A 19,454-nucleotide genomic window follows, 5' to 3' on the forward strand; every position below is an offset into this window, starting at 1 on the left:
GTCTGGCCAGACAAGAAACTGGGAGCCGATGGGCACTGTGATGTTGAACCCGGATCGGCAGCAGCAGACCGAGAAAAGAGCGGCATAGTTAGACGGCGACGCGACAACAACCTTGAAAAACGCCGCTCCCACCAAGGATATTTGGGGTCATTCTCGCCCGAGTTGGTGTTTGTGACCTGACATCCCGTGAGGAGTAAAACGCCCAATAAGGCTACGGCTATTCTCATTACCAGAGCTTCCAATCAGCTACGTGCGGATGTTGTACACGAATGCCATCCTCGGTAGGCGCGTTGATGTAAACAGCCCGCAGGCCGCTACCGTCCCTTCTGCCTTGGGGGTGATTCCAATTGGCAGAGGTATGGATGTACTTCAGTTTCAGCATTTGTTCTTCTTCTTGGGTGGTGCTGAAGTCGCCGGCAAGGAACCTGTCGCACATACCTTGCAATTCTTGGGGAACGGCATACTCGCTTCTTCCTGGTATGTCGGTAAAGGGAACACCCTTTTCCTTGGCCAGTTGATGCATCACCTTGAGATAAACCGTCGAAAGCTTGCCACTAACCGGACGCTTAAGTTGAAGTCCGGCGGAGACAGTGGATTGTGACGAGGGTTTCCCCTCGTCGTGGTGGTTGGGTTATTTGGAGATTTCCACGCGATCTAGCGCCTGGTTAACCGCCAATTCGCTGAGCATCACGACTTGCGCAATGCCTAGCGCGGTTTTGCGGTGGGAGGTGTCGAGTATGGCGGCGAAGTTGTTGAGCATTTCGCTGGCGGAGCCGAGGGTTTCGCTGGCGTTGGCCAGCAGCGATTCGGTGTCGTACTTCGGGTTGGCGAGGTACATGCGCTCGGGTTCGTTGGTGCTGGCCATGATCTGGTCGGCGGGTTTGAGGTAGTGGTCGAGGGCGCGTTCGGCGGCGTCATGGAATTTCTTGGAATCGGGGGATTCGTAGGGGGATGTGGGGTCGGTGGCTGGCGGGTTCGGCGTTACTTTGAACATGGTGAAACTCCTAGTTAATTAAAGAGGAGCCTTCACCTTCGCTACCAAACGAAGGGTGGCGGCCATACGCGGGTTGGTAGACCGGTAACTAGGACCCGGCACACCCGAAGGTGTCCTGCGCATGGCCACCATTGAGCAGATACCCGACCGGGTCTGCAAACGGTGCGCGATGCGACTAGTTATGGCGGGCTACCAAACCCGATCACTGTTTTTCAGTGACCGACAAACGATAGAACCCGCGACCTAGACGCACAAGCCGGCGGATTCTGGCGTAGTCGTAGGCGATGGCGCAAGACGTTGTAGGGTTTGAGTGGTTACCGGACACCTCCGTTAAACAGCCCGGTCATCTCCCGTTTATCCACTGTTCGTGATGACTGACGATTCAGCCACTGACGCTGTTCGATGATTCGTCAGCCGTCATGACCGGAACGTACTTTTCAGGCCAAAACAGTCATTTACGCACCTACCTCGTTCAAGTCTGCGTCGCTAGAGTGCAGCCCTCCTCAAACGATGGGCGTACTTATGAATCTCTGGTTTCGACTGCTCTGCATGCTTCTACGGCGACCATGGCGCAAACCGGTCAATGCACTGGCATCGACCGTCATCCGCATGCGTGTGTGGCCATTGGATCTGGACTTCAATCGACACGTCACCAATGGCCGCTATTTCACGATGGCTGACGTTGCACGCATGGATTTTGTTTTGCGCAGTGGCGCCTTCCGCGTGGCACTGCGCGCAAAAGCACTGCCGATTGTTGGGGATACCTGGGGTAAGTTTCGACGTGAGCTCAAGCTGTTTGAAGCGTTCGAAATCCACAGCAAGATGCTGGGCTGGGACGACAAATGGAGCTTCATGGAACACCGTTTTGTGAGCAATGGCAGGGTGGTCGGCGTCGTGGTCATGCGCGGGCTGTTTCGTTCGGCAAAGGGGACTGTTGCGCCAAGCGAATTTGTCCAGGCGCTGGGATTACCCGAACAATCACCCGAGATGCCGCAGTGGTTGACATCGTGGTCGATGAGCTGTGACGCCATGAGCGGCCAACTCAGAGCCGAGGAGCAGTGAGTCGTCAGCCGTTGCACAAAAAACAGTGGGAGCGGGCTTGCTCGCGAAGGCGTCCGGTCAGTCGGCATGGATGTCGACTGGTGAGACGCTTTCGCGAGCAAGCCCGCTCCCACAGGGTTTGAGGTCAATGGGCTTATTGCGTATCAGAACGGCCCGGCAGCATCCGCACCAGCGTGTTATCCCGCACCCAATAGTGGTGGAACAAGCCTGCCGCGGCGTGCAGGCCGATCAGCCAGTAGCCGGCGCTGCCGATCAGTTCGTGCCAGTACTTGAGGCGTTTGGCGAAGTCCGGGTCGATGGCGACCGGGGCCGGTACGTGGAAGCCGAAGTATGGGAACGGTTTGTCGCCGGCGGCAAGCATCAGCCAGGCGAGGATCGGGGTGGCGATCATCAGGCCGTAGAGGGCCAGGTGCATCAGGTGCGAGATGCCGGTCTGCCAGGCCGGTGGTTTGGGGGTGATCGGTGGGCGTGGGGTCAGGCGGCCGATGAGGCGGATCCACACCAGGGCGAAGATGCTGGCGCCGAACAGGCCGTGAAAGCCCATCAGCAGGCCGCGCGCTTCGCTGCCCTTGGGCATGAAACCTTTGAGCTCGACGCAGGCATAAACACCGACGAACAGCGCCAGCATCAGCCAGTGCAGCATGATTGAGAGTTTTCCATAACGGTTTACGGCGTTGTCGCGGGTCATAAGAAGCGCCTCGTGATTGTCGTGAGCGACGGTCGATTCATTCGACGGTCTCGATTCGGTTGCCGGGCGAACCGACGGCATCACCCTGCCCGCCCAGTCTTAAGACAGTCTGAAGATCGGCCCGTAGATTACCCTTTTTTTACCTTCAGACTTCGTTAAGAAATGGTTCGGATACTTCGCTCAAACCATTGAGGGAGGCGTTCTGCCCATGCCCGATTTCCACTGGAACATCCCCCTGCCCCTGCACTTCGGCCAAGCCGAAACACCGCAGATGACCTTATCCAGTGCCTTGCCGGACGATGTTCAGCGACCGGTGTTCGAGGCCTTTATCCAGCAACGTTTTCGCAAGGCCCATGGCGCTGACATCCGCCACTTCATGCCCGAGCTGTTCGGTATGCACAACGGCGACGGTGAGTTGTGTGCGGTGGCCGGGCTGCGCCGCGCGCATCTGGAGCCGTTGTTTCTTGAGCGCTATCTGGATGAGCCGATCGAGCCGCTGATCAGCGCCGCAGCCGATCGCCCGGTGGATCGCGACGCGATCGTCGAGGTGGGCAACCTTGCTGCCAGCGACACCGGCAGTGCGCGCTTGAGCATTATCGCCATCACTTACTTGCTGGCCATGGGCGGTCTGGAGTGGGTGACGTTCACCGGCAACATCGGGCTGGTCAACAGCTTCCATCGTCTGGGCCTGAAACCGGTGACGTTGTGCGCCGCCGACCCGGCACGCCTGGGGGACGACCGTCACAGCTGGGGCAGTTATTACGAAAGCAAACCGTGGGTTCATGTGGGCAACATCCGCGCCGGTTTTATCCATCTGCGCAATATCGGTCTGTTCACGCGCCTGGGTCTGCCAACCTCGATTGAAGGAGCTTGCCATGTCGCTTGAACTGCAACGTTTCAAGGAAACCCTGCGCAGCCATGCCGGGCGCAATGACAACACGATTGCCCTGTGGGGCGACACCCTAAGGCTCGATTACGCCACGCTGTACGCCGAGGTGCTGTATCGCCAGGAGCGTTTGCGCGATGAAAACGTGCAAGTGATTGCACTGGCGCTGGACAACGGCGTCGACGCGATGCTCTGGGACTTGGCCGTGCTGTTCGAAGGCCTGACCTGCGTGACGCTGCCGCCGTTTTTCAGCTCGGCGCAACGTGCTCATTGTCTGGAGCAGAGTCAGGCCGAACGGGTGATCGCCGAGCCGGAACTGGAGGCCGAGTTGCTCGCAGGCGGTTATGTGAAAAGCGGCGAGTTCTGGTGCCGTACCTTCAGTGGTCCGAGCCACATGCCCGCCGGCACGGCCAAACTGACCTTCACGTCTGGCACCACCGGCACGCCCAAAGGCGTTTGCCTGAGCGCCGACAGTTTGTTGCGGGTTGCACGCGAGCTGCATCAGGCCAGCGAACCGACCGCTCCTCAGCATCACCTGGCGCTTTTGCCGTTGGCGATTCTGCTGGAAAACCTTGGCTGTTATGCGGCGCTGTATGCCGGTGCGACGCTGAGTCTGCCTGGCCAGAAAACCCTCGGCATTCAGGGCGCCAGTGGCGTGGATGTGCCGCGCCTGCTGGGTTATCTGGCCAGCCGTGCGCCGGAGAGTCTGATTCTGGTGCCGCAGTTGTTGCTATTGCTGGTCGGCGCCGCCGAACAGAAAGCCTTCGATCCCCAGACTCTGCGTTTTGCGGCGGTGGGTGGCGCGCGGGTGTCCGAGGATCTGCTGCACCGCGCCCAACGGGTCGGCCTGCCGGTTTATGAAGGTTATGGCTTGTCCGAGTGTGCCTCGGTGGTCTGCCTCAATCGCCCCGGTGCCTGGCGTCCGGGCAGCGTCGGCAGGCCGCTGCCTCACGTTGAAGTGCGCGTGGCCGAGGACGGCGAAGTGCTGATCAAGGGTTCGCCGCTGTTGGGTTATCTGGGGGATGCGCCGTACGCCGAAGAATGGTGGCCAAGCGGCGATCTGGGCGAGTTCGATTCGCAAGGGTTTCTCTACCTCAAGGGCCGCAAGAAGCATCAGTTCGTCACCAGTTTCGGGCGCAACGTCAACCCGGAATGGGTCGAGTCCGAGCTGACCCAGCGCCGCCACATCGCCCAGGCGTTCGTCTACGGGGAGGCGATGCCGCACAACCATGCCTTGCTCTGGCCACATCGCCCGGATTGCACCGACGCGGAACTGGCCGCTGCCGTTGCCGAGGCCAACGACGCCCTGCCCGATTACGCCCAGGTACACAACTGGACGCGCCTGCCACAACCGTTCACCGCCGCCAATGGCTTGCTCACCGCCAATGGCCGCCCGCGCCGCGAGGCCATCGTCGCGCAGTACCACACACAACTGACCGAATCCGCCGTCTCTGAGGAATCCGCATCATGAATTTTTTCGACACACTGCAAGAAGCCACTCAACAGGAACGTCACGAGCTGTTCAATCTGCCGATCATTCTTGATGCGCTGCAAGGCAAGGTCAGCCTTGAAAGCTATCGCGCATTTCTCGCCCAGGCCTATTACCACGTACGCCACACCGTGCCTTTGATGATGGCTTGCGGTGCGCGTTTGCCGACGCGTCTGGAATGGCTGCGCAAAGCGGTGTGCGAGTACATCGAGGACGAGTACGGCCATGAACAATGGGTGCTCAACGATATCGCCGCGTGTGGCGGTGACCGCGATGCGGTGCGTGATGGTCAGCCGTCGCTGTCGATCGAGTTGATGGTCAGTTTCCTTTATGACCTGATCGCTCGCGGCAACCCGGTGGGGCTGTTCGGCATGGTCAACGTGCTCGAAGGCACCAGCATTGCCCTGGCGACCCACGCAGCGGGCAGCATTCGCGAGCGTCTGGCGCTGCCGGAGACGGCATTCAGCTACCTGAGCTCCCACGGTTCGCTGGACGTTGAGCATATGCAGACCTATCGCCGACTGATGAATCAGTTGGAAGATCCAGAAGACCAGGCCGCGGTGATCCACGCCTCGAAAGTTGTCTATCGCTTGTACACCGACATGTTCCGTGGCTTGCCGCGTGACGCGGAGGCTCAACATGCAGCTGCGTGAAGCGCGTGTGGTATTGACCGGCGCCAGTGGTGGCATCGGCATGGCCATCGCCAATGCCTTGTGCGCCGCCGGCGCCCGGGTGCTGGCCGTGGCCCGCCACCAGGAAGCCTTGCAGCCGCTGATCGAGCGCTACCCGCAAAACCTGTGCTGGGTGGCCGCTGACCTGACCTTCCTTGCCGACCGGCGCAATGTGCTGGCTGCCGCCGAAGCCATCGGTGGCATCAACCTGCTGATCAACGCGGCCGGGGTCAATCACTTCGCCATGCTTGAGCAACTCGATGACAGCGACATCAACGCGATGCTGGCGGTGAACATCAGTGCGCCGATCTGCCTGACCAAACTGCTGCTGCCGCTGCTCAAGGACGCCGACAGTGCGATGGTGGTCAACGTTGGCTCCACGTACGGCTCGATCGGCTACCCCGGTTATGCCAGTTATTGCGCGACCAAATTTGCCCTGCGCGGTTTTTCCGAAGCCTTGCGCCGGGAACTGGCCGACACCCGGGTCAGCGTGCTTTACGTCGCGCCCCGCGCTACGCGCACGTCGATGAACAGCGCGGCGGCGCAAGCCTTGAACGATGCGCTGAAATCCAACGTCGATGACCCGCAAGCCGTGGCGTCTGCGGTGATCCACGCGATTGCCGGCGACCGTCGCGATTTGTATTTGGGCTGGCCGGAGCGCTTCTTCGTGCGCCTCAACAGCCTGCTGCCGCATCTGGTGGATCGAGGCCTGCGCAAGCAGTTGCCACTGATCCGTCGCCTGAGTGAAAAACCCGACAATGAGCCGCCAAAACCATGAAGAAAATCTACGCATGTCTACTGCTCGGCGCGCTGAGCCAAAGTGTTTGGGCGCTGGACACCGCCGATCAGCAACGCCTGGCCGGCATTCAACAGAGCTGGGCGCACATTCAATACGAAACACCGGAGAAACAGCGCGCCGCCGCTTTCGAGCAACTGTCGGCGCAAACGACGAGCTTCACCAGCCAACGCCCGGCCGTGGCCGAAGCGTGGATCTGGAAAGGTATCGTCACCAGCAGTTGGGCCGGTGCCCAGGGTGGGCTCGGTGCGTTGGGCAAAGCCAAAGACGCCAAGGCTGACTTGGAAAAATCCCTGAGCCTGGACCCCAAAGCCCTGCAAGGTTCGGCCTACACCAGCCTCGCCGCCCTGTATGATCGCGTGCCGGGCTGGCCAATCGGTTTTGGCGACAGCGACAAGGCTGAGCAACTGCTCAAGCAGGCGCTGCAACTCAACCCCGAGGGCATCGACAGCCTGTACTTCTGGGGCGATCACCTCTACCGTCAGAAGCGCTACGCTGAAGCCAAAGCTGCATTGCAAAAAGCCCTGCAAGCGGCGCCCCGCCCGGGCCGGGAAACCGCCGATGCCGGGCGCCGCAAAGAAATCGCCGCGTTGCTGGTGGACGTGAACAAGAAACTCGAATGACAGGAGTCCGTGTGCGTTTATTACTGATCGAGGACGATGAGGCCCTCGGCGAGGGTATTCATCAAGCGTTGGGGCGCGAAGGCTACACCGTCGACTGGCTCAAGGACGGCAGCAGCGCCCTGCACGCCTTGCTCAGTGAAACCTTTGACCTGGCGGTGCTTGATCTGGGTCTGCCGCGCATGGACGGCCTCGAAGTGCTGCGTCGACTGCGCGACAGTGGCTCGAACCTGCCGGTGCTGATCCTGACCGCTCGCGATGCCACCGAGGATCGTATCGCCGGGCTCGATGCCGGCGCCGACGATTACCTGATCAAACCGTTCGATCTGGCCGAACTCAAGGCGCGTTTGCGTGCCTTGTTACGACGCAGTGCCGGGCGCGCCCAAGCGCTGATCGAGCACGCCGGTATCAGCCTCAACCCCGGCACACAGCAGGTCACCTATCACGGCCAGCCCGTGGCGCTGACGCCCAAGGAATATCAGCTATTGCATGAATTGCTCTCGCCACCGGGCCGCGTCATGACCCGCGACCAACTGATTCAGTTGTTGTACGGCTGGAACGAAGAAGCAGAAAGCAACACCCTGGAAGTGCATATCCACCACCTGCGCAAAAAGTTCTCCACCGACCTGATCCGCACCATCCGTGGCGTGGGTTATCTGGTGGAGGAGCGCCGATGAGTTCGATTCGTCGCCGTACGCTGACGCTGATCATCGGCCTGATGCTCGCCGGTTTAGCGGTATTGAGCGTGTTCAATCTGCACGACAGTAACCACGAAATCGCCGAAGTCTACGACGCACAACTGGCGCAAAACGCGCGGTTACTGCAAGGCGTGATGCGTATGCCGATCAATGGTCAGGCGCACAGTGATCTGTATCAGGCGTTCAATACTGCGCTGGGAGAAGCAGAGCCTCGCGTCGACGGTCATCCTTACGAAAGCAAAATGGCCTTTCAAGTGTGGGACCCCAGGAATGAAGTGCTGGTACACACCGCCAGCGCCCCCACCTTCACCTCCCCGCCAACCCAGCCTGGCTTTAGCGATGTCGTGGATTTGAAAAACCGCCAGTGGCGCGCATTCATGCTGGAAGACAAGCAGAACGGCCTGCGCATCTGGGTCGGTGAGCGCGATGATGTACGCGCCGATCTGGTCGACCGCATCGTCCGTCACACACTGTGGCCGAACGTGCTCGGTAGCCTGATCCTTGCGGCCATGGTCTGGCTCGCCATCGGCTGGGGCCTCAAGCCACTGGCGGACATGGCTGCGACCCTGCGCGCGCGCCACAGCGGCTCGCTGGAACCTTTGCAACTGACACCCTTGCCCAGCGAGCTGGAACCGATGCAAGCAGCGCTCAACCGCATGCTCGCGCAGATCCAGGAAGTGCTCGGCCGTGAACGCCGCTTCATCGCCGACGCCGCCCACGAAATGCGCACACCGCTGGCGGTGCTGCGGGTGCATGCGCAAAACCTGCTGGAGGCCGGCACCGAACAGGAGCGCCGCGACTCGCTGCAATTTCTGATCTCGGGTGTCGATCGCACCAGCCGTCTGGTCAATCAGTTGCTGACCATGGCCCGCCTGGAGCCCAAACCCGACCCCCCGCCTCTGCAACGCATCGACCTCAGCGAAACCGTGCGCAACAGCCTGGTGCAACTGACCCCGTGGTTGCTGAGTAAACAGCTGGAACTGGCCTTTGAAGACGGCGCCCAAACGCTCCATGTCCTGGCCAGCACCGCCGCCATCGACATTGCCCTGAACAACCTGATCACCAACGCCGCCAACTTCTCCCCGGACCACGGCGTGATCACCGTGACGCTGACTCAAACCGACGGCTTCTGCCATTTGAGCGTCGAAGATCAGGGGCCGGGCATTGATGAGGAAGATCGAGAGCGCTTGTTCGAACGGTTCTACAGCCGCGGTAACGCGCAGGGTGCGGGATTGGGGCTGACCATCGTCAACACCATCGCCATGCGACTGGGTGGGCGGATTACGTTGGTCAACCGGGCTGAGGGTGGATTGCGGGCGACGTTGTCGATGCCCGCAAGGCAGTGATCTGCGACGGTCGATGGATCAGGTTGAACCTCACTGACAATCGCGGTCACTTGCCAGCAGCAGGCCGCGGCCCTACAGCTCCACCGAGGCTACCCGAGCCCGACCGGCATTCTTCGCTTCGTAGAGCTGCATGTCCGCCGCTTCGATCAAGGCCTCGAAAGCAAGAACGCCCGTAGGGGTCACGGTCGCCACACCGAGGGAGACCGTAACCACATGATCGGCATCGGAGGTCGAATGTTCGATGGCCAACGCTCGAACATTCGCTTGCATTTTTTCTGCAATCTCGACGGCTCCCGCATGACTGGTCGTGGGCAAAAGGCAGGCAAACTCTTCGCCGCCGTATCGAGCGACCAGGTCGTAGGGGCGTCTGACCGTTTCAGATAACGCCTGAGCAACAGACCTCAGGCAACTGTCTCCAGCCTGATGGCCATACTGGTCGTTGTAGCGTTTGAAAAAATCGACATCGGCCAGGATCAGCGACAGGGGTTTTTGCTCTCGATAACACTGGCGCCAATCAGCTGATATCTCCTCATCGAATTTGCGCCGATTGGCCACTCCCGTCAGACCATCCAGCAACGCCATGGAGCGCAACAGATCGTTCTGCAGTTTCAGAGTCAGGTGTGTTCGCACCCGCGCCCTGACCACGATCGGGTTGATGGGTTTGCTGATGAAATCTACCGCGCCCAGTTCCAGGCCCAGCACCTCATCAGAGTCTTGCTGTTTCGCCGTAACGAAGATGACAGGAATGTCTTGAGTCGCCGGGTCTGCCTTGAGGCGACGACAGACTTCATGACCGTCCACGCCATCCATGACCACATCCAGTAGCACCAGATCGGGAATTTGCGCCTGGCATACCGTGATTGCCTGTTCGCCGCTGGTGGCCATGAACACGTCGCAGTCCTCACGAAACAGCTCATGCAGGACCCGGATATTGGTCGGTTGATCGTCGACAATAAGCAGTTTTGGGCGTTTGTGCGGCTGAAGTAGCCAAGTCTTTTTCAATTGCTCCATCAGGCAGATCTCAACAGTTCACGCCCTATGGGCATCGCAGCACTAAAGTCCAACGACTGCACCATAACAACGAGTTCGTTGAATTGCGGGCGCAGTGCCGGGGGCGTTTTTGACAGCAGTCCAGTTGTCAGTTCAATGGCTTGAAGATTACCGGTTTCCAGCAAGAGCAAAATCTCTTCAAGGGACTCTTTCCATTGCGCAGATTCCATGACTTCCCTATCGGTAAGGATTTCTGTTGATGGGCTCTGAGAAAATTCGACATTCATCTGTAAAAGGCTTTGTTGCAGCAGCCTGCCAAGCTCCTCAAACCAGGAGGGGTCAGCCAAGAGCCTTGCTGCGGATTCAGCATCCTCGTGTTTAAGCTTGTGTTCCAGATCACCGGCCAACCGTGACAATGCCCTGGCCCCCAAGGTGCCGCTGCTGCCTTTAATGGCGTGGAGAACGAAAACAGCCCCCGACGCCTCTTGTCGCTGGATCTGATCATGCAACTGCACCAGTTGTTTTTCCAGCTCGGGGCCAAAGTTCATCAATACATTGCGGATCAACTCGAGGTTACCGCCAAAGCGATTGATGATCGACTGCCGGTCCTCAATGAGGGCCTCATCCCTGTCGGTTTGCACAAGGTCTGTCGATGTTTGACTGCCCTCGCGGCCGGTTTGACAGAGCAGTGTCACGACCAGTTGTTCCAGGTCTACCGGTTTACCGACGTGCTCATTCATCCCCGCCGCCAGGCAGGCTTCTCGGTCTGCACTGGAGGCATTGGCCGTCATTGCCACAATCGGTAACGTCGCAAAACGCGAGTCGGCACGAATGCGCCGGGTTGCTTCCAGGCCATCGATATCCGGCATCTGGATATCCATCAATACGGCGTCGAAGGGCACACGCTCATTGAGCACCTTGCTGACACCCTCCAACCCACACTCAGCCAGCGTCACTTGAGCGCCTTCACTGGTCAGCAGTTCACTGGCAATCTGCCGATTGAGCATATTGTCTTCGACCACCAATAAGCGCAGCCCCGCCAAGCGTTGTGACCCGGCACCCGCTGGTTGCACCCGCGCAGATTGCAGAGGGTCTTTACCCTCGAAGGCTCGCTGAACCGAGTCGGCCAACTGCTTGGGAGTGACAGGTTTGGTGAGAAACCCGGCAAAGGGAGCATCGCCTTCAAGATAGGCATCTGTCAGCACTTCACGGCCGTAGGCGGTGATCATGATGATCAGTGGTGGTGGCGCGTCACGGCTCTGCTGCTTGATCAATTGCGCAGCGTTCAAGCCATCCATCCCCGACATCCGCCAGTCCATCAGTACGACATCGTAAGCCTCGCCGCGCGCCTGGGCGCTGTTGACCCGTTCCACCGCTTGCGCGCCTTCACTCACATAGTCTGCGGTCCATCCCAGCGCATGAACGGTTCGTAACAGCAGTTCGCCCGCCATTGCGTTGTCGTCGACGACCAGTAGGCGCATCGGCACATCAACGCCTGGGCAGTCGGATCGCAGCAGCGCGTTCTGAGCGACATTCAGGGTGATATCGAACCAGAAGCGACTTCCGACGCCGTACTGGCTCTCCACTTGCAACTCTCCCCCCATCAAACCGACCAACCGCTTGCAGATCACCAGCCCCAGACCGGTGCCACCAAAGCGCCTGGAGGTCGACGCTTCGGCTTGGGTAAAACCTTCGAAAATGCGCTGAAGTTGCTCCGGGCTGATGCCGATGCCGGTATCAGAGACAGCGATGCGCAATTCAACGGCGTTTTCCGTGCGCTTGCGTTGTTCAACGCTGACGACTATCTGGCCTTGCGGGGTGAACTTGAGCGCATTCCCCGCCAGGTTGATCAGCACTTGTTGCAGTCGCAGGCTATCGCCGATCAGGCCGTTGGGCAGATTGGCGTCCAGGTCGAACATGACCTCAACCTCTTTCTCACCCTGGTTGCCCGCCAGCACGACGGCAAGATCGCGCATCAACGACTCAAGTTCGAACGGGTGCACATCGAGTTGCAACTTGTCCGCCTCGATCTTGGAATAATCGAGAATGTCATTGAGCAAGCCCAGCAGCGATTTCGCGGCGCCCTGCGCTTTGCTCACGTAATCGAGCTGGCGCCCGTCAAGCGGCGTGTTTTGCACCAACTGCAACATGCCCAGCACAGCGTTCATTGGCGTACGAATCTCATGACTCATGTTGGCGAGAAAGGCCGACTTCGCCGCACTCGCCAGATCGGCCTGCTCTTTGGCGTAAAGCAGGCGCGATTCCAGCTCGCGCTGGGAGGTGATGTCCCGGTTGATACCGGTTACACGCAGCGCTGCCCCGGTCGGCGTGCGCTCGATCTGCGCGGCGGCATGGATAAAGCGAATCTGGCTGTCCGGGCCAGTCACCCTGAATACCGTGTCGTACTCATCCACCCCATCGACGGCGGCACTGAGCCTTGCAGCCGCAGCCTCGACATCCTCGGGGTGAACACGGGTGTACCAATGCATATAGTTCAGGCCGTTGTCGCGCAACGCCAAAGGCTGCCCGTAAAACTCGAACATGCGGTCATTCCATTGCAAGGCATTGTCCGACAACGTCCAGGACCAGATCCCCAGTTCCGCCACTTCCGCGGCCATCAGCAATTGATGATGCACCGCCATCAGTTCGCTACGCTGTCGCTGTGTCGTTTCCAGGCTTGCCGCCAGCTCCTTTTCTGCCGCTTTACGTTCGGTGATATCGACGGCGATGCCCAGGTAGCCAGTCAATTTCCCATCGTCATCGCGCATGGAGGTAACGACCAGCGTCACAGGAAACCGTGAGTCATCCTTGCGTACGTAAGTCCACTCTCGAGTTTCTGCGCTTTCATGCTCGGGTTTATGGGTAAACACACCAATGCCATTAATGGTCTGACCATACTCCTGGCTCAGTTCCTGGCCCCGCGCAGTGACTTCATCGGCTACATGGAAGAGCGCCGGCGTGTGCTTGCCCAGCACCTCTTCGGCGTCATAACCCAACAAATGCTCGGCGCCGTTGTTGAAGACACGAATGACGCCTTCAAGATCTGTCGCAATGATCGACACCTCAGTGGCCGAGCGCAGCACGCTATTCAACAACACATTGAGGTGCTGCAGTTCTGACGTTCGCTGTGCGACCTGCTCTTCCAGGCTTGAATTGAGTTCGAGAATCCGCGCCTCTGCAGCCTTTTTGGCCGAAATGTCCCTGATTGTCTTGGAGGCACCGACGACGCGGCCACCCTCGCCATAAATCGGAGAGATGCTCGCGGAGACGTCGATCAGTTGTCCGTCTTTGTGACGGCGCTGAGTATCAAAACTATCGATACGATCGCCCGCCCTTACACGCTCAAGGATGTGCGACTCCTCACTGGCCAGCTCCGAGGGAACAATCAGATTGGCCAGTGTGTGGCCCACGGCTTCTTGCGAGGTAAACCCAAAAAGATGCTCAGCCCCTTTGTTCCAGTTGGTGACAACGCCATCAAGGGTTTTACCGATAATCGCCTCTGCCGAGCTTTCAACAATGGCGGCTAGCCTTGCCTGTTCGGCAATAACCTGACGTCGACGTTGACGACTGACACTGCCGACCCCCACCAGAGTCGCCAAAAGAAGGGTGAGAACACCGCCCAGCAACAGCACCACCTTCGGTGAGACCTGACGCAAACGCTGGATGAACAGCGAATTGGCGCCAAGTTCGATTTGCCACCGCCGGCCGTAAACCTCGCGCTCCACCTGATGAGTGATCAGCGTTGCAGAGCTGGCCGAGTTGTCGGCGCTCTCATAAAACAACGTCTCTTGCCCCGGGACAGTGATGTCCCTCAATTTCAGGTGCACGGCCTTGTCTTCTATGCGCAGGCCCGTGAGGACCTGCTCGGTCTGCAAGACTGCATAGCTCCAGCCGAACGCGGCGGCGTCACGTTCGGCTGCCGTCGCAGGTGTCACGCCGTTGCGAAAAATGGGCATCAACAACAAGAACGACTGCTGCGGTTTGCCAATGGCCTGTACCAGGGTGATGGGCGCTGTTATCTGCGTCATGCCGCTCTGTATTGCAGAGTGAGCAGCTTCGCGCCGAGCAGGTTCCGAGGCTATGTCCAGGCCAATGGCGGGCTGATTGCCTTCAACAGGCTCGACATACTGGATAACGTAGCGCTCGCCAGGATGAGCCGAGAGTTGACGAATGGAAAAATCAGCGGCGCCATCGGCCCGGGCTGACTTGATAAACGCGCTTTCATCGCGTTCCGGTACGCGCCTGACAAACCCGATAGCTCTTGCGCCGGGGAACTCCACGGCCAGGTCACGCGTTTTCTGATAACGACTGAACAGTTCACGACTTATCCCCTGCTCCCCCGCTGTCACTACTGCACCGCGAGCACCACGCAAACCGTACTGGTAAAGATTGAGGCGACTTAAAACCAATTCAGCGGCCTCGGCTGTAGCTGCAACGATCGCTTCTTGAGCGTGGCGCTCGTTGATACGGTCAAGCACCCAGCTACCCAGAACGCTTGCCCCCAGGCCCACAGCCAGGGTAATCGCGACGCCCCAGTTCAATGTAAAAAATCTGGATTTCTTCACCCGGTTTGCCCTGCTGCAGAAGACTTTCAGCCTTCACATTTAAAGTTCGACCCTGTCGGGGAAGTGTTTGCAACTTAGCTCAAAGTGGGAACAGTAACGTCTAGCCCAGCAGATAAAAACGACTTTATTTGCGCAAAATTGATCGGGCGGCAATACAGATAGCCTTGCATGATCTGACAACCCAGTTCCAGAAGTGCATGAGCCTGTTCCTGGGTTTCGACACCTTCGGCCACCAACTCCAGACCTAGCGCCTGACCTAACTTGATGATTGCTGCGATGATGGCCGAATCGCTTTTATCGGTGATCATGTCTCGCACAAAACTCTGATCTATTTTCAGAACATCGATCGGAAACCGTTTCAGGTAAGCCAGGCTTGAATAACCGGTGCCGAAATCGTCGATCGAAATACGAACGCCGAGCGTTTTGAGATGAAAGAGGGTTTCTCGGGCGCTTTCAATGTCCCGTGCCAGTACCCCCTCGGTGATCTCCAGTTCCACATATCTGCCCTCCAATCCAGACTCAAGCAGGATGTCTTCGACCATGGTCAGAAAGGACGCCTCGCGAAATTGCACGACGGAGATATTCACGCTGATGGAAATGTCATGGCCCAGTTCGCGAAGTGTCCTGGTGTCCCTGCAGGCCTGCAACAAAACGTATTTACCAATAGGGATGATCAGCCCGGTTTCTTCTGCCAGCGGGATGAAATCGGCAGGAGAAACCAGCCCCCCTTCAGGATTGCGCCAGCGGATCAGCGCCTCCATGCCAATGATGCGGTTATGCCGGGCATCAACCTTCGCCTGGTAGAAAACTTCAAAAACGCCTTCTTCCAAAGCGTTGCGCATGTGGCGTTCAAGCAGGTGCCTGGCGCGCATGCTGCTCTCGATATGCGAGGAAAAAAAACAGTAGCGATTACGCCCTGAAAGTTTCGCCTGATACATGGCCGCATCAGCATGTCGGTGCAGCGATTCCATGTCGTCGCTGTCTTCAGGGAACACGCTGATGCCGATGCTCGCCGACAGGTCGTAGCGGTTACCCTGAATTGAAAAAGGACTGGCGATGATCTCGAGCAGCCTTTGCGCGAAGTCCCCCATGGCATCGAACCCGACCACCTCTGGCAGGAGCAGGATGAACTCGTCTCCCCCTTGCCGGCTGACAGTGTCCTCCATGCGCAGGGAACCCGATATTCGCGCTGCAACCTCCCGCAGCACCAGATCACCGACCGAGTGGCCCATCGAATCGTTTATGACCTTGAAGTTGTCCAGATCAATCAGGAGCATCGCCACACGCCCCTGCCTGCGACGGGCCTTTTGCAAGGCCTGCTCGGTGCGGTCCTGCAACAGGATCCGGTTGGGCAGGCCCGTCAGAGCATCGTGATTGGCCAGCCTCTTGGCCTCTACGCGCAAGGCGATGTGAGCTTTGATATGGGCTCTGGCAACCGGAATATTCAACGGTTTTTGAATGAAGTCCACGCCACCGCACTCCATCGCCAGTAATTCAGCGCTTGTTTGCGTATGAGCGCTGACAAAAATGACCGCGACGCTAAACAGTTCCGGGTCAGACTTGAGTATCCGACACACCTCGAAACCGTTCATACCGGGCATTTCGATATCAAGCAAGACCACATCGGGCCGGCATTGACGGGCGATATCGAGGGCTTGCTGACCACTTTGGGCCGTATGGACTTCAGCCAGGTCAGACACGGCACTGCTCAGTGTTCTCAAGGCGGTAATCTGGTCATCAACGATCAGGAGGACCGGTTTGAGACTAAACGGCTGATTGCGCATTCCGTTGCTCCTCGCAAATTCCTTGCATTGAATAACCGACAACCCTGAGTCCGCGCCCTGCTCCACCCTCGCACTACCAGACACGCTCAGGCCAGACCGGCCAACCGTTGAAGCCTTTCAACGTCTGCTTCGGGTTCGCCATTACTCATGGCGGCGGCCAAACGCATCACGACCTGTTCACGACGTACTTGCAGGGTCGGCAAGACATAAATAGCACCAATCAGCTCACGCAAAACCATCGGCAGACCCCAGTTTGCTTTCAATCGAACGGCAAAAGGCGCCGCAAAATCGCGGACAGCGTGCAAGAGTGCCTCTTCACTAACGCTATTGCCCAGGTTCTCCCATTTCTGGGTCTGGTAATACACACAGAGTTCGCCCATGCGGTGCAACAGTGCGGCCGTTTGCATCGGCGCAGGATCAAGCCCGCACTGCTGGGCCAGAAGCACAACTCTTTCAGCCAACCGCTCGGAATCATCCAGAAGTGCCTGAACCCCTGGCATGAGCATAGCGCCGGGGTGCGTTGCGCTCTGTCGCAACGCCTGGCTGATCGCCAGGTTGACGCTGGTCAACCCGCCTAACCGGGTGAGTGCCGCTTTCAGGTTCGTGCACGGCTGGCCCTGGCCGAGATACGCGGCGCTGTTGGCGGCAGCGATCAAATGGGCGCACAAGGCCGGGTCATACTGCCAATCATTGGCGAGTTCGCGCAGATCCAGTACGGCGCCGCCATAGCCAAGCTGAAGCTTTTCCTTTACCGAGGCGAGTAAAGGCAAGTCCAGTTCGTCCGCAGTCAAACTGCCGAGATAGCTGGGTAAGTCTTCAGTATTGATCGTGGGGGGGCGCAGCGGGTCATCCGGCGGAAGCAGTGCCTCCAGGCGCTCGACAAGGCGTGAAACCTGAAAGGGCTTGGTAAAAAATGCGCTGACCCTCAGCGATTTCACCGCCAGCACGCTGTCTCGGTCGGCGCGCCCGGTGATGATGATCAGCGGCATGTCGTGATCTTTTTGGCGAATGCTGTGCAGCAGGTCAACGCCCGGCGCATCTGGCAGATTCCAGTCCGCGATGACCAGTTGATAGGTACCTGGGTGCCAGGCAGCCAAAGCGCTAGCAACGTCGATATAGCAATCGACCTGTGCCGCCGGGCGAATACTCAACACCAGTTGTTTTAAAAGATCTGAAATCCAAGGGTCATCATCCAGAATCATCACTCGCATTCGGTATTCCTCACCGGATCGACGGCCTGCTTTACGACGTGTAACAAACTATCGACCATCCGCAGCAATAGTAGTCGTTGGGCGTAGATCGTGGGATCCGGTCGTTATCAACGCAAGACGTGGTGGCTCACTGTGGCGCTCATCTGCAACTCAATTGACCTGCGCGAGTTTTTCACAAACAACAAAGTCCGGCTGCATCCTCCGATTGGCCTGACAGGGTTGGAAGTCGAGCGACGGGGTACGTTTAGCGTCGGTTTGAATCAGATCAGACGCCAGCGTCGTTAACAGTGTAGAAAGGAATGAGCGCAGTACAACCGCGCGTTGCTCTTTCCCTCGCTGGAGGTTCACATCATGCTCACTGTCAAAGACCACAATGACCGGGCGACGGCCGCTTACGCCGCACACACCGGTGAATACTGGATCGAATCGCTCAAGGACGGCCGGCATGTGTTGATCCGGCCACTGGCGGACAACGACCGCGAACGCGAGTACACATTTATCCAGCGTTTGTCCCCCGAGTCCCGCCACATGCGCTTTCTGGCGCAGATCAGCGAGCCGGGCACGGCGCTGCTCGATCAGTTGATGGACATTGATCAAAAGCAACGCGCCGCTTTCATTGCCCTGGTTCACGAAAACGGCGAATTGATCGAAATCGGTGTCAGCCGCTACGCCGCCACGGGCGAGCAGGAAGGTGAATGCGCCGTGACTGTCGCCGATGAGTGGGCGCATCTGGGCCTGGGTACCTTACTGATGGAGCATCTGATCAAAGCGGCTGGCAAAAACGGTTTCACGCACCTGTACTCGGTGGACTCGGCCAAAAACACGGCCATGCGCGACCTGGCCAGAGCCCTGGGCTTTGAAACCCACACGGATCCCGACGATAGCCGCCAGGTCATCCATCGCCTGCATTTGTAGCGCCACGTCGCGCACTGGCAACCAGGGCGTCAGATCGAACGCTGGTTGACCCGAGCCATCAGTTGCTCGGCCGACTCCTTGCGCTCTGAATAACGATCGACCAGATAGGCCTGACTGTCGCGCAGCAACACGGTGAACTTCACCAATTCTTCCATCACATCGACGACGCGGTCATAGAACGGCGAGGGTTTCATCCGCCCCGCCTCGTCGAACTCCATGAACGCCTTGGGGATCGAGGATTGATTGGGGATGGTGAACATGCGCATCCAGCGCCCCAGCACGCGCAACTGATTGACCACATTGAACGACTGTGAACCGCCGCAGACCTGCATCACCGCCAGCGTTTTGCCCTGAGTGGGACGAACGGCGCCGAGCGCCAGGGGGATCCAGTCGATTTGCGCCTTGAACACTGCCGACATCGCGCCGTGGCGCTCCGGCGAGCACCAGACCTGGCCTTCCGACCACAGCACCAGATCGCGCAGTTCCTGCACTTTGGGGTGTTCGACAGGGACATCGTCGGGCAGGGGCAACTCTGAAGGATTGAAAATGCGCGTCTCGGCGCCGAAGTGCTCGAGCAGGCGCGCGGCCTCTTCGACCAACAGACGGCTGAAGGAGCGTTCGCGGGTCGATCCGTAGAGCAACAAAATCCTTGGCTTGTGCGTGCTTGGCGGCTTCGGATGCTGCTCGCTTTCGAACAGGCTCAGGTCAAGATTGGGCAGTTGTTCAGACATGGGGAATC

General features: G+C 58.7%; 17 protein-coding genes and 1 pseudogene. 10 read left to right on the top strand and 8 right to left on the bottom strand.

Features of this window, described 5'->3' with window-relative positions:
• On the top strand, window positions 1-180 hold a 180-nt coding region (locus AACY50_RS12705), incomplete at its 5' end, for a hypothetical protein (protein WP_339538670.1).
• Window positions 181-226: 46 nt separating this feature from the next.
• Here AACY50_RS12705 and AACY50_RS12710 read toward each other — a convergent pair.
• Both AACY50_RS12710 and AACY50_RS12715 read right to left on the bottom strand, forming a co-directional pair.
• A pseudogene (locus AACY50_RS12710) lies at window positions 227-589 on the bottom strand (DUF2235 domain-containing protein); the annotation flags it as partial.
• A gap of 42 nt (window positions 590-631) precedes the next feature.
• Window positions 632-994 carry a DUF6124 family protein gene (locus AACY50_RS12715; RefSeq protein ID WP_339432672.1) on the bottom strand — a complete coding sequence of 121 codons (363 nt, stop codon included), beginning with the start codon at window positions 992-994 and terminating at the stop codon, window positions 632-634.
• Between the two features lie 522 nt (window positions 995-1,516).
• Between AACY50_RS12715 and AACY50_RS12720 the strand changes: the two genes are divergently transcribed.
• Window positions 1,517-2,056, top strand: coding sequence for an acyl-CoA thioesterase (locus AACY50_RS12720; protein ID WP_339432673.1), 540 nt, complete (start codon window positions 1,517-1,519; stop codon window positions 2,054-2,056).
• Between the two features lie 133 nt (window positions 2,057-2,189).
• Here the strand turns inward: AACY50_RS12720 and AACY50_RS12725 are convergent, their stop codons facing one another.
• A complete protein-coding gene (locus AACY50_RS12725) occupies window positions 2,190-2,744 on the bottom strand; it encodes a cytochrome b (protein WP_339432674.1) in 555 nt (184 codons plus the stop codon).
• 208 nt (window positions 2,745-2,952) lie between these two features.
• Between AACY50_RS12725 and AACY50_RS12730 the strand changes: the two genes are divergently transcribed.
• From AACY50_RS12730 to AACY50_RS12760, 7 genes are read left to right on the top strand one after another with little or no spacing between them, the layout of a single operon-like run.
• Window positions 2,953-3,630, top strand: coding sequence for a thermostable hemolysin (locus tag AACY50_RS12730; RefSeq protein ID WP_339494201.1), 678 nt, complete (start codon window positions 2,953-2,955; stop codon window positions 3,628-3,630).
• Window positions 3,620-5,101 carry an AMP-binding protein gene (locus AACY50_RS12735; protein ID WP_339465589.1) on the top strand — a complete coding sequence of 494 codons (1,482 nt, stop codon included), beginning with the start codon at window positions 3,620-3,622 and terminating at the stop codon, window positions 5,099-5,101. Before AACY50_RS12730 ends, AACY50_RS12735 begins: the two co-directional genes overlap by 11 nt.
• Window positions 5,098-5,772 (top strand): TenA family transcriptional regulator, encoded by a 675-nt coding sequence (locus AACY50_RS12740; RefSeq protein ID WP_221732629.1) that lies wholly within the window; start codon window positions 5,098-5,100, stop codon window positions 5,770-5,772. Before AACY50_RS12735 ends, AACY50_RS12740 begins: the two co-directional genes overlap by 4 nt.
• Window positions 5,759-6,568, top strand: coding sequence for an SDR family oxidoreductase (locus AACY50_RS12745; RefSeq protein ID WP_339432677.1), 810 nt, complete (start codon window positions 5,759-5,761; stop codon window positions 6,566-6,568). Before AACY50_RS12740 ends, AACY50_RS12745 begins: the two co-directional genes overlap by 14 nt.
• A complete protein-coding gene (locus tag AACY50_RS12750) occupies window positions 6,565-7,209 on the top strand; it encodes a tetratricopeptide repeat protein (RefSeq protein ID WP_221732631.1) in 645 nt (214 codons plus the stop codon). Before AACY50_RS12745 ends, AACY50_RS12750 begins: the two co-directional genes overlap by 4 nt.
• Before the next feature lie 11 nt (window positions 7,210-7,220).
• A complete protein-coding gene (locus AACY50_RS12755) occupies window positions 7,221-7,883 on the top strand; it encodes a response regulator (RefSeq protein ID WP_221732632.1) in 663 nt (220 codons plus the stop codon).
• Window positions 7,880-9,250, top strand: coding sequence for an ATP-binding protein (locus AACY50_RS12760; RefSeq protein WP_339538636.1), 1,371 nt, complete (start codon window positions 7,880-7,882; stop codon window positions 9,248-9,250). Before AACY50_RS12755 ends, AACY50_RS12760 begins: the two co-directional genes overlap by 4 nt.
• Window positions 9,251-9,322: 72 nt before the next feature.
• On the opposite strand, the gene AACY50_RS12765 is transcribed toward AACY50_RS12760, so the two are convergent.
• The 4 genes from AACY50_RS12765 to AACY50_RS12780 all read right to left on the bottom strand — a co-directional run bounded on the left by AACY50_RS12765 (window position 9,323) and on the right by AACY50_RS12780 (window position 17,800).
• Window positions 9,323-10,261 (bottom strand): diguanylate cyclase, encoded by a 939-nt coding sequence (locus AACY50_RS12765; RefSeq protein ID WP_339432679.1) that lies wholly within the window; start codon window positions 10,259-10,261, stop codon window positions 9,323-9,325.
• Window positions 10,261-14,805: a PAS domain-containing hybrid sensor histidine kinase/response regulator gene (locus AACY50_RS12770; protein ID WP_339538637.1), complete on the bottom strand. Its 4,545-nt coding sequence runs from the start codon at window positions 14,803-14,805 to the stop codon at window positions 10,261-10,263. The genes AACY50_RS12765 and AACY50_RS12770 overlap by 1 nt, the downstream gene beginning before the upstream one ends.
• Before the next feature lie 74 nt (window positions 14,806-14,879).
• Window positions 14,880-16,589, bottom strand: coding sequence for a two-component system response regulator (locus tag AACY50_RS12775; protein WP_339432681.1), 1,710 nt, complete (start codon window positions 16,587-16,589; stop codon window positions 14,880-14,882).
• 86 nt (window positions 16,590-16,675) lie between these two features.
• Window positions 16,676-17,800, bottom strand: coding sequence for an HDOD domain-containing protein (locus AACY50_RS12780; RefSeq protein ID WP_339432682.1), 1,125 nt, complete (start codon window positions 17,798-17,800; stop codon window positions 16,676-16,678).
• A 351-nt stretch (window positions 17,801-18,151) separates the two neighbouring features.
• Between AACY50_RS12780 and AACY50_RS12785 the strand changes: the two genes are divergently transcribed.
• Window positions 18,152-18,715: a GNAT family N-acetyltransferase gene (locus AACY50_RS12785; protein ID WP_339538638.1), complete on the top strand. Its 564-nt coding sequence runs from the start codon at window positions 18,152-18,154 to the stop codon at window positions 18,713-18,715.
• Window positions 18,716-18,744: 29 nt separating this feature from the next.
• Here the strand turns inward: AACY50_RS12785 and arsH are convergent, their stop codons facing one another.
• Complete coding sequence (gene arsH, locus AACY50_RS12790) at window positions 18,745-19,446, bottom strand: arsenical resistance protein ArsH (protein ID WP_221732639.1); 702 nt, start codon at window positions 19,444-19,446, stop codon at window positions 18,745-18,747.
• Between the last annotated feature and the right edge of the window lie 8 nt (window positions 19,447-19,454).

The organism is Pseudomonas sp. RA_15y_Pfl2_54 (assembly GCF_963971015.1).
In the GTDB taxonomy this organism is placed as follows: domain Bacteria; phylum Pseudomonadota; class Gammaproteobacteria; order Pseudomonadales; family Pseudomonadaceae; genus Aquipseudomonas; species Aquipseudomonas baetica_A.

Excerpts from the sequence above, each read along its gene's own strand:
- AACY50_RS12715 (WP_339432672.1), bottom strand. The coding sequence starts at position 994 with ATGTTCAAAGTAACGCCGAACCCGCCAGCCACCGACCCCACATCCCCC.
- AACY50_RS12720 (WP_339432673.1), top strand. The coding sequence starts at position 1,517 with ATGAATCTCTGGTTTCGACTGCTCTGCATGCTTCTACGGCGACCATGG.
- AACY50_RS12725 (WP_339432674.1), bottom strand. The coding sequence starts at position 2,744 with ATGACCCGCGACAACGCCGTAAACCGTTATGGAAAACTCTCAATCATG.
- AACY50_RS12730 (WP_339494201.1), top strand. The coding sequence starts at position 2,953 with ATGCCCGATTTCCACTGGAACATCCCCCTGCCCCTGCACTTCGGCCAA.
- AACY50_RS12735 (WP_339465589.1), top strand. The coding sequence starts at position 3,620 with ATGTCGCTTGAACTGCAACGTTTCAAGGAAACCCTGCGCAGCCATGCC.
- AACY50_RS12740 (WP_221732629.1), top strand. The coding sequence starts at position 5,098 with ATGAATTTTTTCGACACACTGCAAGAAGCCACTCAACAGGAACGTCAC.
- AACY50_RS12745 (WP_339432677.1), top strand. The coding sequence starts at position 5,759 with ATGCAGCTGCGTGAAGCGCGTGTGGTATTGACCGGCGCCAGTGGTGGC.
- AACY50_RS12750 (WP_221732631.1), top strand. The coding sequence starts at position 6,565 with ATGAAGAAAATCTACGCATGTCTACTGCTCGGCGCGCTGAGCCAAAGT.
- AACY50_RS12760 (WP_339538636.1), top strand. The coding sequence starts at position 7,880 with ATGAGTTCGATTCGTCGCCGTACGCTGACGCTGATCATCGGCCTGATG.
- AACY50_RS12765 (WP_339432679.1), bottom strand. The coding sequence starts at position 10,261 with ATGGAGCAATTGAAAAAGACTTGGCTACTTCAGCCGCACAAACGCCCA.
- AACY50_RS12775 (WP_339432681.1), bottom strand. The coding sequence starts at position 16,589 with ATGCGCAATCAGCCGTTTAGTCTCAAACCGGTCCTCCTGATCGTTGAT.
- AACY50_RS12780 (WP_339432682.1), bottom strand. The coding sequence starts at position 17,800 with ATGCGAGTGATGATTCTGGATGATGACCCTTGGATTTCAGATCTTTTA.
- AACY50_RS12785 (WP_339538638.1), top strand. The coding sequence starts at position 18,152 with ATGCTCACTGTCAAAGACCACAATGACCGGGCGACGGCCGCTTACGCC.
- arsH (WP_221732639.1), bottom strand. The coding sequence starts at position 19,446 with ATGTCTGAACAACTGCCCAATCTTGACCTGAGCCTGTTCGAAAGCGAG.